General features: G+C 58.5%; 1 protein-coding gene. It reads left to right on the top strand.

Going from position 1 to position 15,093, the window contains the following annotated elements:
- Positions 1-165 precede the first annotated feature (165 nt).
- A complete protein-coding gene (locus PAE68_RS12775) occupies positions 166-15,057 on the top strand; it encodes a non-ribosomal peptide synthetase (protein ID WP_281887483.1) in 14,892 nt (4,963 codons plus the stop codon).
- Positions 15,058-15,093 lie beyond the last annotated feature (36 nt).

The raw sequence follows: 15,093 nt of genomic DNA, 5'->3' as shown, positions 1-15,093 counted from the left end.
ATTCAAGGTTGCGATCCAGATGATTATCTAAGACCTGAACTGATGTCGCGCGCCGCACACGCACATATGCGGCGCGCACGTCAGTGTTAGGACAATCGATTCGAGCTTTCGTTCCACAGCAAGCTGAGAGACATGCATTCGAATAAACCGAGGGTGTGATAAAACATGAAGAAAAACATGACATATTGGAACGAGCGGTTTCATTCGGGAGATACGATCTCTTGTTTTCCATACAGCAAGCCAGCAACAATCGCTGGTAAAACGATGGAAGCTGCAAGCAGAGCCGTGTACTCGATCGTTCTGCCTGCCGAGCAGTCCGAGCGCATCATCTCGATTGTGAAGGGCGCAGAGCGTGGCATACTTACCATTTTGCTGACCGCTGTCCAATCGCTTCTATATAAATATACAAACGCAAGCACGATCATCATCGGTCTGCCGACGATCCCTGAGCCGGGAGCGCCACGCATTAACGATATCGTTCTATTGAAAAACGAAGTAGCCGACAGCAGCTCGTTCAAATCGATGCTCACCGAAATGAGTGCCACGGTGCGTGATGCGATTGCAAGTCAAGACGTACCGTTCCAGCGCATGATTGGCGATCTCAGCCTTCAAGCGGATCCAGACGGCACACCGATCATACATACAGTTGTCTCGCTGCACACGGACGGCTCAGCTTCGAACAGCCATGCCGATGACATTCGCAGCGACATTCATTATCGATTCATAAGACAAGATCAATCCATTCTAGCAGAGGTGGTGTATAACGAAAGCCGGTACGATGTGGCGGCGATTGAACGTATCATCAGCCATCTGAACAACCTGCTGGCCATTCAGCTGTTCCAGCCGGAGGCGGCGCTCGGCGGCATCGAGATGATGACCGACGCGGAGAAGCGCCAGCTGCTGGTCGAATTCAACGATACAGAGGCTGCCTACCCAAGCGATCAGACGATTCACGGGATGTTCGAGCAGCAAGCGGAGCGCACACCGGATCAGGTGGCCGTGCTGTTCGAGGATGAGCAGCTGACGTATCGGGAGCTGAACGAACGGGCGAATCGCCTCGCTCGCACGCTTCGTGCGGAAGGCGTGAAGCCGGATCAGAAGGTCGTTCTGGTGGCTGAGCGTTCGATGGAGATGATGGTGGCGATCTTCGCCATCTTGAAGGCAGGCGGTGCCTACGTGCCGGTAGACCCGGAATATCCGGAGGATCGCATCGCTTATATGTTGGAAGACTCCGCAGCAGGACTGCTGCTGACTCAGAGTCACCTTCGTGAGCGTGTTGCCGGACTGGAAGGTGCTTCCTTCACGGGTAAAGTGATCGACCTGAACGATGAGGCCAATTATGCAGTAGAAGGCTCCAACCTAGAGCCTGCTGCGGGACCGACCGATGTGGCGTACATGATCTATACGTCGGGATCGACAGGTAAGCCGAAGGGCGTCATGGTCGAGCACCACTCGGTGCTGAACCGCATCCTGTGGATGCATAAGAAATATCCGATTGGCGCGAGCGATACGATTATGCAGAAGACGACCATTACGTTCGACGTATCGGTGTGGGAGCTGTTCTGGTGGTCATTCGTCGGCTCAAAGGTATGCTTATTGCAGCCTGGCGGCGAAAAAAGCCCGGAGCGCATTCTCGAGACGATCGAACGTTATGAAATTACGACGATGCACTTCGTCCCGGCGATGCTGGGCGCATTCCTTGAATATGTCGAGCAGCAAAGCCGCGAGCGGCTTATTCGCATGCTCCGCCCGCTGCGTCAAGTATTCGCCAGCGGCGAGGCGCTGCCGCCGCAGCACGTGGCGCGATTCCAGCATACGGTAGCCGCTGAGAACAAGGCGCTGCTTATCAACGTATACGGTCCAACAGAGGCCACCGTCGACGTCTCGTACTTCGATTGCGAGCCGGACGGTCAATACCCGATGGTTCCGATTGGTAAACCCATTGATAACATTCATCTGTATGTCGTTCGGGAAGGCACGCTGCAGCTACAGCCGATTGGCGTTGCTGGCGAGCTTGTCATCGCAGGTGTCGGTGTAGCACGCGGCTACTTGAACCGTCCGGAGCTGAACGCAGAGAAATTCATCGACAGTCCGTTCGTCGCAGGCGAGCGCATGTATCGTACAGGCGACCTCGTGCGCTGGATGCCGGACGGCAACATCGAATATCTCGGACGTATAGACCATCAAGTGAAAATTCGCGGCTACCGCATCGAGCTAGGCGAGGTCGAATCGCACCTGCTTAACATTGAGACGGTGCTGGAGGCGGTCGTAACCGCCCGCGAAGACGAGACGGGTCAGAAGCTGCTGGCCGCTTACTTCGTCGCTGAGCGTGATATCACGCCAGGCGAGCTGCGCGAGCAGCTGTCGGCAGAGCTGCCAAGCTACATGGTGCCGACGTATTTCGTCCAGCTGGAGCGTATGCCACTCAGCGCCAATGGCAAGATTGACCGTAAGCGTCTGCCTGCGCCAGAAGCGAGCGTTCGCAGCGGAGCGGAGTACGTGGCACCGCGCACGGAGACGGAGCAGCGCCTTGCAGAGCTGTGGCAGGACGTGCTTGGCATCGAGCGCGTGGGCGCGCTGGATAACTTTTTTGACATCGGCGGACATTCGCTTCGGGCAACGACTCTCGTCGCAAGAGTCCATAAGGCGTTCGGCAAGCAGCTGCAGATCAAGGACGTGTTCGACGCGCTCACGCTGGAGAAGCTGGCCGAGCGACTGGACGGACTGGCGAGTGAGTCTTACGTTCACATTCCGGTTGCCGACAAGCAACAGTATTATCCGGTGTCGTCGGCACAGAAGCGTCTGTTCATCTTAAGCCTCCTGCCGGGCGGCGAGACGGGCTACAACATGCCGGGCGTGCTCCAACTCGATGGAGCGCTCGACATCGCTGGGCTGGAGGCGGCGTTCCGTCAGCTGATTGCCCGTCATGATACGCTGCGAACGAGCTTCGAGCTGGTGGAGGGAGAGCCGAAGCAGCAGGTACACGACGCGGTGCATTTTGCGCTGGAGCGTATCGATCTACAGAACGAAGCAGGTGTGGCAGAAGCTTCTGAGGCTGAAGCGATCGCTGCGGCGATACAAGCATTCGTGCGGCCGTTCGACTTGGCGAAGGCACCGCTTGTGCGCTCTGGCCTCATCGAGCTTGCGGCGGAGCGTCATCTGCTGCTCGTCGATATGCATCACATTATATCGGACGGCGTCTCACTGAGCGTATTCATTGACGAGCTAGCTCGTCTGTATGCGGGCGAGGAGCTTGCTCCGATGCACCTGCAGTACAAGGACTACGCCGTATGGCAGCAAGCGGGCGAAGGCGCGGACAAGCTGAAGCAGCAGGAGGCGTACTGGCTCGATACGTTCCGTCAGGAGGTGCCGGTGCTCGACCTGCCAGCCGATTATCCAAGACCTGCGGTGCAGAGCTTCGATGGCGCTAGATACGAATTCACGCTGGACCGTGAGGCTGCCAACTCACTGCGTCAGCTGGCGAAGCAGACAGGCTCCACGCTGTACATGGTGCTGCTCGCAGTCTACACGACACTGCTGCACAAGTACACAGGACAAGAGGACATCGTCGTCGGCGTGCCGGTAGCAGGACGCTCCAACGCGGATCTCGAGCCGATCATCGGCATGTTCGTCAATACGCTTGCGCTGCGTCAATATCCAGCTGGTGAGAAGTCGTTCAGTGACTACCTCCTTGAAGTGAAGGAAGGCTCGCTGCAGGCATTCAGCCATCCGGAATACCCGTTCGAGGACCTGGTCGAGCAGCTCAAGCTGAAGAAGGATATGAGCCGTAACCCGCTGTTCGACACGATGTTCGAGTTGAAAAATATCGACACCACCGAGCCGCGCATGGACGGACTGCGCATCAGCTCGTACCCGAATCCGCATGCTAGCGCGAAGGTTGACCTATCCATTGAGGTGTACGAGGAGCAGGACGAGCTCTTGTTCAGCTTGGAGTACGCTACCGCGCTGTTCAAGCCGGAGACGATGGAGCGGTTCGGGCAGCATTTCTCGGAATTGGCTACTGCAATCGGTCTAGCGCCGCAGCGGAAGCTGGGCGAGCTCAGCATGACCTCGGAGCAGGAGCAGGTGCAGCTGCTGGAAGCCTTCAACGGCATGCTGTCGCCGGAGCCGATCGATCATACGTTCCACCGTCTGTTCGAGCAGCAGGCTGAGAAGACACCTGCCCATATCGCCGTTCGCTTCAAGGATACGGCGTTAACGTATGCCGAGCTGAATGCGAAGTCGAATCAGCTGGCGCGTCAGCTCGTGGCGCTCGGCGTCGGTCCTGAGAAGCTCGTCGGCATTATGGCCGATCGCTCGGTCGACCTGATCGTCGGCGTGATGGCGGTATGGAAGGCTGGCGGTGCGTATGTGCCGCTCGACCCGGATTATCCGGCTGACCGTCTCCGCTTCATGCTGGAGGACAGCGAGGCGGCGGTGCTGCTGACGCAGACGCATCTGCAGGGATTGATTACGGCAGAGGTTGAAGTAGACGCGGATGATTCCGTGGAGCAGACAGCGCGCGCCGTCCTATGTCTGGACGATGCAACTTTATTTACAGGTGATGTATCGAATCTGGAGGACCGCTGTGAGCCGCAGCATCTGGCGTATGTCATTTATACGTCAGGTACGACCGGCAAGCCGAAGGGCGTCATGATCGAGCATCATAGTCTCGTGAACACAGCGCTCGCTTACCGTAGAGAGTACCGCCTGACGGAGTTCCCGGTCCGCCTGCTGCAGCTGGCGAGCTTCTCGTTCGACGTGTTCACGGGTGACATCGCGCGGACGCTCGTTAACGGCGGTACGATGGTCATCTGTCCGAAGGAGGATCGCATCGATCCGGAGAAGCTGGTCGGCTGGATTCGCAGCTGCGACATTACGCTATTCGAATCGACGCCTGCGCTCATTATTCCGATCATGGAGCACATCTACGTCCAGAAGCTGGACATTTCCACCATGCAGCTCTTGATTACGAGCTCGGACAGCTGTGGCGTTACCGACTACAAGCTGATGCAGGAGCGCTTCGGCTCACAGCTTCGCTTGATCAACAGCTACGGTGTCACCGAGGCGGCGATTGACTCCAGCTTCTATGACGAGCCGCTTGCGAAGCTGCCGCATTCGGGCAACGTGCCCATCGGTAAGGCGTGGCTGAACGCCCGCTTCTATATTGTAGACCGCTATATGAATCCAGTCCCGGTTGGCGTAGCAGGAGAGCTGTGCATTGGCGGTCCTGGCGTCGCTCGCGGCTACTTGAATCGTCCGGACCTGAGCGCAGAGAAGTTCGTGCCGAACCCGTTCGTCGCAGGCGAGCGTCTGTACCGGACAGGCGACCTGGCGCGCTGGATGACTGACGGCAACGTAGACTTCATCGGCCGTATCGACCATCAGGTGAAAATTCGCGGCTACCGCATCGAGCTCGGCGAGATCGAGACGGCGATGCTGCGTCACGACGGTGTGCGTCAGGCGATCGTTATCGACCGTACTGACGAGCGCGGTCAGAAGTACCTGTGCGGCTATGCGGCTGGCGACAGCTCGCTCGACATGGAGCAGCTGCAGGCCGAGCTTCGTGCGTCCCTGCCGTCGCATATGGTGCCTTCGCGCATGATGCGCTTAGAGCGTCTTCCGTTAACGCCGAATGGCAAAATCGACCGCAAGGCGCTGCCGGAGCCGGAAGGAGCCGTCCATAGCGGCACCGTATACGCGGCACCGCGCAATCCGGTCGAGGAGACGCTCGCTGCAATCTGGCAAAGCTTGCTCGGGGTGAAGCAGGTCGGCATTCATGACAGCTTCTTCGAGCTTGGCGGCGACTCGATCAAGTCGCTTCAAGTGTCGTCCAGACTGTACCAGGCCGGCTACAAGCTGGAGATGAAGGACTTATTCCAATATCCAACGATAGCGGAGCTCAGTCCGCATATTCGTTCGAGCACACGAATGGCCGAGCAAGGCAGCATCACAGGTGAGGTTGTGCTGACACCGGTGCAGCACTGGTTCTTCGAGCAACGCTTCACCGACATGCACCACCATAACCAGGCGGTCATGCTGTACCGTGCAGAGCGTTTCGAGGAATCGGCCCTTCGGACAGCGATGACGGCGATTGTCGAGCATCACGATGCGCTGCGCATCGTATTCCGCGAGGCCGAGCAAGGCGGCTATGAGGCTTGGAGCCGCAGTGCCACGGAAGGCGAGCTGTTCAGCCTTGAGCTCGTCGAGCTGAGAGGCGAGTCGAATGTAGCTGAGCGGATTAACTCGAAAGCGACGATGCTGCAGGCATCGATTCAGCTGGGTGAAGGACCGCTCGTGAAGCTTGGACTGTTCCGCTGCGACGATGGCGACCATCTGATGATCGCGATCCATCACTTGGTCGTAGACGGCGTATCCTGGCGCATCTTGTTCGAGGATATTGCCACAGCCTACGAGCAGGCGAGCAAGGCCGAGCCGATCAAGCTGCCGCTGAAGACGGATTCGTTCCAGCTGTGGGCGGAGCAGCAGGCGGCCTATGCGAACAGCAATGCGATGCAGCGCGAGTTCGCGTATTGGCAGCAGATCGAGAGCGTACCGCGTCAGCCGCTGCCGAAGGATATCGACGTGGAGAACACGGTCGTCGGCGATAGCGAGAAGGTAACGGTGGAGTGGTCGGCAGCCGACACCGAGCGCCTTCTGAAGCAGGCGCATCGCGCCTACGGCACAGAGATGAACGATATACTGCTCGCTGCGCTTGGTTCGGCCGTGCATGCATGGACGGGGTCGGAGAACGTACACGTCAGCCTGGAAGGGCACGGTCGCGAAGCGATTTTGCCAGAGCTGGACATTACACGTACAGTCGGCTGGTTCACGAGCCAATATCCGGTCGTGCTGCCGATGAAGAAGAACGCGGATACGTCGCTGCGCATCAAGTCGGTGAAGGAATCGCTGCGCAGCATTCCGCGCAAAGGGATCGGCTACGGCATCTGGAGATACTTGTCGAATGACGCGGGCAAGCCGAGCTTCGTACAAGAGCCAGAGATCAGCTTCAACTACTTGGGACAGTTCGATCAGGAGCTGGAGCAGTCGGCCATTGTGGGTTCAAGCTACTCCAGCGGTCATGAGATCAGCAGCCGGACGGCTAGAACGCATGCGCTCGATATTAACGGTCTAGTTGCAGAGGGCACCTTGTCGCTGACGATCAGCTATAGCTCGAAGCAATATCGTAAGGAAACGATGGATCGGTTCGCGGAGCTGCTGCGCCGCAGTCTGCTTGATATTATCGAGCACTGCGTCTCGAAGCCCGGCACCGAGCTGACGCCGAGCGACCTGTCGATTAAGGGAATGACGATTGAGGAGCTGGCACAGCTTGAGCAGGATACACGTCAAGTGGGCGAGCTGGAGAACGTATACCGTCTGACGCCGATGCAGCAGGGCATGCTGTTCCACAGTCTGATGGATGCAAGCTCAGGTGCATACTTCGAGCAGACGAATTTCGAGCTGAAGGGACGGTTCGAGCCGCTCGTGTTCGGACAAGCGCTGGATGCGCTGTTCGCCCGTCAAGAAATATTCAGATCGAACGTCTACCTCGGCTGGAGCCGTTCGCCGCTTCAGATCGTCTACCGCGACCGGAAGGCGGAGTTCCGCTACGAGGACGTGAGCGGGTTGAGCGTGGAGGAGCGTCAAGCGTTTGTCGCTCAGTACAAGCATGCGGACCAGCTCCGAGGCTTCGACCTGACACGGGATGCGCTGATGCGTGTAGCCATTATCCGAGTCGATGACGAGACGTTCCAGTTCGTGTGGAGCTCGCACCATATTCTCATGGACGGCTGGTGCTTGTCACTCGTGACGGAGGAAGTGTTCGAGCTGTACTTCGCGCTCAGTGAAGGCCGTGAGCCGATGCTGGCGGACGTCGCGTCCTACAGCCGTTATATCGAGTGGCTGGATGAGCAGGATCAGCAGGAGGCGGCGAATTACTGGAAGCAATACTTGTCCGATTATGAGACGCAGACGCTGCTGCCGACAGGCAAGCCGCAGAGCAAGGCGCTCGGCAAGGTGCAATCGAACGGCGAAGCCGACGAGCAGGGCGAGAAGAAGGGCGAGTGCTACGAAACGCTGTACGTCGACTTCGGTCCAGAGCTGACGAGCCGCATGGATCGCTTGGCGAAGCAATCGAATGTCACGGTCAACACCTTACTGCAGACCGTATGGGGATTGCTGCTTCAGAAATACAACGGCAGTGAGGATGTCGTATTCGGCAGCGTCGTCTCGGGTCGTCCGGCAGAAATTCCGGGCATTGAGGGCATGATCGGTCTATTCATCAACACGATTCCGGTTCGCATCCGCTGCGACGCGCATGCAAGCTTCGTGGACGTCATGCGCTGGAATCAGGAGCAGGCGCTCGCCTCGAACCGTTATGACACGTATCCGCTGTTCGAGATTCAGGCGCTGACCGATCAGAAGCAGGAGCTCATTCAGCACATTCTCGTATTCGAGAATTTCCCGGTCGATGAGCAGATGGAGCAGCTTGGCGGCGAGGAAGCGCCATTCCAAGTAGGCAGCGTCGAGATGGTCGAGCAGACGAACTACGACTTCAACCTGATCGTGACTCCGGGCGCGTCGATGCGCATTCGTCTGGAGTACAATGCAGAGGTATTCGCAAGCGATGCGGTCGAGCGCATTCACGGTCATCTGATCCATGCGATGGAGCAGCTAGTGAGCACGCCGAATATGCCAGTACGCGACCTCGAGATCGTGACGCCTGGCGAGAAAGCGCAAATCTTCGTCGCCTTCAACGAGACGGCAGCGGTATCTCCGATGGACAAGACGATCTACCAGCTGCTGGAGGAGCAGGCCGAGCGTACGCCAGAGCAGCCAGCGGTCTACTTCGAGGGTACGACGCTGACGTATCGCGAGCTGAACGAGCAGGCGAACGGCCTCGCGCGCACGCTGCGGGCAGCAGGTGTGGAGAACGGCCAGCTGGTCGGACTCATGGTTGAGAAGTCGGCTGAGATGATCGTCGGCATGTTCGGCATTATGAAGGCTGGCGGCGCGTATGTGCCAATCGATCCGGAGTATCCGGAGGATCGCATCGCCTATATGCTGGAGGATTCTGGAGCAAGACTGCTGCTGACTCAGGCGAAGCTAAGTGAGCGCACCTCGTTCGAGGGTACGATTTTGGCGCTGGATGAGTCTTCCAGCTACGCTGCTGATGGCTCGAACCTCGGCTCGGTCAATACGGCGAACGATCTGGCTTATGTCATCTATACGTCGGGTACGACCGGCAAGCCGAAGGGCGTTATGGTCGAGCATCACGGCTTAACGAACCTGAGAGTGTACTACGACAAGACGCTGCGTATCACCGAGCAGGACAAGGTGCTGCAGTTCGCAAGCTTGTCGTTCGACGCGGCGTGCTGGGAAATATTCAAGGCGCTGTTCTGCGGAGCGACGCTATATATTCCGACGCAGACGACGATCTTGAACTACAGCCTGTTCGAGACGTACATGTCCGAGCACGGCATTACGATCGCGGCGCTGCCACCGACGTATGCGGTATATCTGGACCCGGCCACGATGCCTTCGCTGCGCATTCTGTTCACAGCAGGCTCAGCCTCGTCGCATGAGCTCGTTCAGAAGTGGAAGCAGCATGTGCAATATTACAACGGCTACGGCCCTACGGAAAATTCAATCGCCACGACGATCTGGCCTGTGTCGACCGACCCAGAGGCGGACCGCATCATCTCGATTGGCCGTCCGATGCCGAACCATCGCGTCTACATCGTCGATCCGCATGGACAGCTGCTGCCGGTCGGCGTACCGGGCGAGCTGTGTGTATCCGGTGCGGGTGTGGCGCGCGGCTACTTGAACCGTCAGGAGCTGACGGACGAGAAGTTCGTCATGAGCCGCTTCGCCCCTGGCGAGCGGATGTATCGGACAGGCGACCTTGCCCGCTGGATGCCAGATGGCAAGCTGGAATATCTCGGACGTATCGACCATCAGGTGAAGATTCGCGGCTACCGCATCGAGCTTGGTGAGATCGAGGCGCAGATTCTGAAGCTGGACGATGTACAAGAGGTCATCGTGCTCGCTCGCGAGGACGAGACCGGTCAGAACCAGCTGTGCGCTTACTTCGTCGCCCAGCGTGAGATTCCGATCAGCGAGCTGCGCAGCAGCTTGGCGGAGGAGCTGCCGAATCATATGATTCCAGCATTCTTCATGCAGCTGGAGCGGATGCCGCTGACGCCGAACGACAAGATCGACCGCAAGGCACTCCCGGCTCCAGATGGCACACAAGGACGCGGAACAGCGTATGTCGCTCCGCGCACCGCAATCGAGGAGAAGCTGGTCGTAATCTGGGAATCGATTCTCGGTACGACAACCATCGGTGTGAAGGACAATTTCTTCGAGATCGGCGGTCACTCGCTGCGTGCAACCGCCCTGGTGACTCAGCTGCATCGCGAGCTGAACAAGACGGTGTCGCTCCAGGATGTGTTCCGCTCGCCGACCATCGAGCAGCTGGCTGCGATTATCGAGAGCAACGACGAATACGGCTATGCGTCGATCCCTGCAGCAGAGCCGAGCGAGACGTATCCCGTCTCCTCCCAGCAGAAGCGGATGTACATTCTGAATCAGCTGGAGGGCGGTGAGCTGAGCTACAACATGCCGGGAGCTATGCTCGTCAGTGGCAAGCTTGACCGCGAGCAGCTGGAGCGTGCGTTCCGTACACTTGTCGAGCGGCACGAGACACTTCGCACGTCGTTCGAGCTGGTGAATGGCGAGCCAGTGCAGCGTGTGCATGCGGACAGCGACATCGACTTCACCATCGAGCTACATCATACTGGCGGCGATGAAGCGCTGGCTAGCAGTCTTGTGCGGAGCTTCATCCGTCCGTTCGACCTGTCCCATGCGCCTCTGCTGCGCGTCGGACTCGTGGAGCTTGAGCCTGAGCGTCACATCATGCTCTTTGACATGCATCACATTATCTCGGACGGCGTATCGATGGCGATTCTCATTGACGAGTTCGCAGCGCTCTACCGCGGCGACTCATTATCGCCGATGTCCATTCAATATAAGGATTATGCTGTATGGCAGCAGAGTGAGCTCCAGAGCGAGCAGACGGCGAAGCAGGAAGCGTTCTGGCACGAGACGTTCAGCGGTGAAATTCCGATTCTGTCGCTGACAACGGACTTCGCAAGACCAGCGGTTCGCACGTATGAGGCAGATACGGTCGCCTTCTCGCTCAGTCAGGCCGAGAGCGACGCGCTGCGCAAGCTTGCAGCCGAGACGGGCTCTACGCTGTTCATGGTGCTGCTGGCCGCGTACACCTCATTGCTCCACCGCTATACGGGGCAAGAGGACATCGTCGTCGGCACGCCGATCGCAGGTCGACCGCACGCGGAGCTGGAGCCGATCATCGGCGTGTTCGTCAACACGCTGGCGCTGCGTCAATATCCAGCGGCAGAGATACCTTTCAGCAGCTACTTGCTGGAAGTGAAGGAACGCGCACTCGCGGCCTACGAGCACCAGACGTATCCGTTCGAGGAGCTCGTGGAGAAGGTTGGCGTGAAGCGCGACATGAGCCGCAACCCGCTGTTCGATACGATGTTCATTATGCAAAATACGGAGCAGCAGGAGCTCGTCCTTGGCGACCTGCAGCTTCAGCCGTATCCGAAGCCACACGCAGCGGCTCAGGTTGATTTGACACTCGAGATCGTCGAGGAGGACGGCCTCATCTACGGCAGCTTCCAGTATGTGACGTCGCTGTTCAAGCGGGAGTCGATGGAGCGCCTGGCGAGCCACCTGCAGCAGCTGATTGGCTCGGTCGCTGCGAATCCAGCGTCGAAGCTGGGCGAGCTGAACCTGATCGACGAAGAAGAGCTGGAGCAAGTTACGGTGCGGTTCAACGATACCGCTGCTCCATACCCGGCGCATGAGACGATTCACGGCCTGTTCGAGCAGCAAGCGGCGAAGACGCCAGAGCTGCCAGCGGTTCTGTTCGAGGGACAGCAGCTGACGTACCGCGAGCTGAACGAACGGGCAAACCAGCTGGCGCGGACGCTGCAGGCCGAAGGCGTGAAGCCGGAGACGAAGGTCGTGCTCATGGCCGAGCGCTCGTTCGAAATGATGATCGCGATCTACGCCATTCTGAAGGCGGGCGGCGCGTACGTGCCAATCGACCCATCGCTGCCTCAAGAGCGGATCGCGTACATCCTCGAGGATTCGTCCGCACCGTTGCTGCTGACGCAATCGCATCTGCGCGAACGGTTAGCCGGACTTGAGTCCGAGCAAGTGTTCGCAGGCAAGGTGCTCGATCTGAACGAAGCTGGCATCTATGCGGCAGACGCTTCGAACTTGACGGTCGGACAAGCTGGACCTACGGATGTGGCGTACATGATCTACACATCGGGCTCCACTGGCAAGCCGAAGGGCGTTATGGTTGAGCATCATTCGGTGCTGAACCGCATCCTGTGGATGCACAAGCAGTATCCGATTGATGCGACAGACACGATCATGCAGAAGACTGCGATTACGTTCGACGTATCGGTGTGGGAGCTGTTCTGGTGGGCGTTCGTCGGCTCGAAAGTATGCTTGCTGCCAGTGGGCGGGGAGAAGAGTCCGCAGACGATCATCGAGACGATTGACCGCTACGCGATTACGACGATGCACTTCGTGCCTGCGATGCTCGGGGCGTTCCTCGAGTACGCGGAGCAGCAGCCAAGCCGCGAGCTTACCGATCAGCTGCGCTCGCTGCGCCAAGTGTTCACGAGCGGTGAGGCGCTGCCTCCACAGCACGTCGCACGCTACCAGCGTACAGTCGCTGCAGCGAATCGCTCGCGTCTGATCAATCTGTACGGCCCGACCGAGGCGACCGTCGACGTATCGTACTTCGACTGCGAGCCAGACGGACATTATCCGGTCATTCCAATCGGGAAGCCGATTGAGAACATCCATCTGTATGTTGTGAAGGAAGGCACGCTGCAGCTGCAGCCGATCGGCGTTGCGGGTGAGCTGGTCATCGCGGGTGTCGGCGTCGCACGCGGCTACTTGAACCGACCTGAGCTGAACGCGGAGAAGTTCATCGACAGTCCGTTCGTCGCTGGCGAGCGCATGTACCGTACAGGCGACCTTGTACGCTGGATGCCGGATGGCAACATCGAGTATCTCGGACGGATTGACCATCAGGTCAAGATTCGCGGCTATCGGATCGAGCTAGGCGAGATCGAGACGAACATCCTGAACGTCGAAGGTGTGCTTGAGACGGTTGTCATGGCTCGCGAGGACGGGTCAGGGCAGAAGCTGCTGGCGGCGTACTTCGTCGCTGAGCAGGAGATGACTGCAGCCGAGCTACGTGAGGCGTTGTCGGCGGAGCTGCCAAGCTACATGGTACCGACGTACTTCGTCCAGCTGGAGCGGATGCCGCTCAGCCCGAACGGTAAGATCGATCGCAAGGCGCTGCCAGCGCCGGAGGAGACGGTACGCTCGGAGGCAGACTATGTCGCGCCACGCACAGAGACGGAGAAGCAGCTTGCGGCGATCTGGCAAGAGGTGCTGAAGCTGCCGCAGGTCGGCGTGAAGGACAACTTCTTCGACATCGGCGGTCACTCGCTGCGTGCGACGACGGTTGTCGCGAAGGTACACCAGCAGCTGAGCAAGACGATTGCGCTGAGAGACGTGTTCCAGCATCCGACTGTGGAGGAGCTAGCGCGTATTCTTGATGCAGCTGATGCGGTCTCACGGAAGGCGATCACAGCGGTTGAGAAGCGCGACTTCTATCCGGTCACCTCGACGCAGAAGCGGATGTACATCTTGAGTCATCTCGAGGGTGGAGAGCTGAGCTACAACATGCCGACCATCGTCAGAGTGAACGGAATGCTCGATGTGGATAAGCTGGAAGAAGCATTCCGTCAGCTGATCGACAGACACGAATCGCTGCGCACGAGCTTCGAGATGGTGAACGGTGAAGTGGTGCAGCGTGTGCAGGATGAGGTTGAATTCATGCTGGAGCGGCATGCTGCTGGTACCGTTGAGGAAGCGGACCGGTTGCTGCATACGCTCGTTCGTCCATTCGAGCTCAGCGCGGCACCGCTCCTGCGAGCAGGCGTCGTGAGGCTGGCTGAGGACAGCCACCTGCTCATCTACGATATGCATCATATCGTGTCGGACGGCGCATCAGCCGCAGTCATTATGAGCGAGCTTGGAGCGCTGTACGCGGGCGAGGAGCTGCCTCAGCTCGACGTCCACTACAAGGACTTCGCGGTATGGCAGCAAGAGCAAGCGGAGGCAGGCGTCTATAGCCGTCAGCGTGACTACTGGCTCGAGCAGCTCGCAGGCGAGCTTCCGGTGCTGGAGCTGCCGATTGCATTGCCGCGACCTGCTGTGCGCAGCTTCGAGGGCGCCCTGCTCGAATTCACAGTCGAGAGCGACGTTACTGAGAAGCTGAAGCAGCTTGCAGCGGCGACAGGCAGCACGATGTTCATGCTCGGTCTGGCTGCCTATACGATTCTGCTTGCGAAGTATAGCGGTCAAGACGACCTGATCGTCGGCACGCCTGTTGCCGGCAGGCAGCATGCGGAGCTGGAGCCGATGATCGGTATGTTCGTCAATACGCTGGCGATCCGCAACGAGCCGAAGAACGAGCTGACGGTCGAGCGGTACGTTCGCGACGTGAAGGACCGGACGCTGAACGCCTTCGAGAATCAGGATTATCCGCTGGAGGAGCTGATCGAGCAGCTGCAGGTGCAGCGAGATGCCAGACGCAATCCGCTGTTCGATGTACTGTTTGTGATGCAAAACACGGAAAGTCATGAATCGACCGTCGAAGCCTTAACCTTCGCACCGTACGAGCAGGAGCACAAGGTAGCTAAGTTCGACATGACGCTCGCGTTAAGCGAGCATAACGGCGAGCTGCGCGGCTCCTTCGAATATAGTACGAAGCTGTACAGCAAGCAGACGATCGAGCGGCTTCGTGACGATCTGTACAAGGTGCTGCAAGCGATGGGCGAGCGACCGGAGCAACGGATCGCCGACATCGAGGTGGCGAGCAGCTTGACAGGTTCGAGCGAGCTGTTGATCGGCTCGGTAGACTTTTCGTTCTAATAATATGAATGCAATAGCTGCGTAATAGGTTCAACG

The sequence above is a fragment of the Paenibacillus sp. YYML68 genome (genome assembly GCF_027923405.1).
Lineage (GTDB): Bacteria > Bacillota > Bacilli > Paenibacillales > NBRC-103111 > Paenibacillus_G.
This window is presented reverse-complemented; position numbering and strand designations above follow the sequence as displayed.

What these genes read in the sequence shown, in the direction of transcription:
- PAE68_RS12775 (WP_281887483.1), top strand. Translation starts at nt 166, where the DNA reads ATGAAGAAAAACATGACATATTGGAACGAGCGGTTTCATTCGGGAGAT.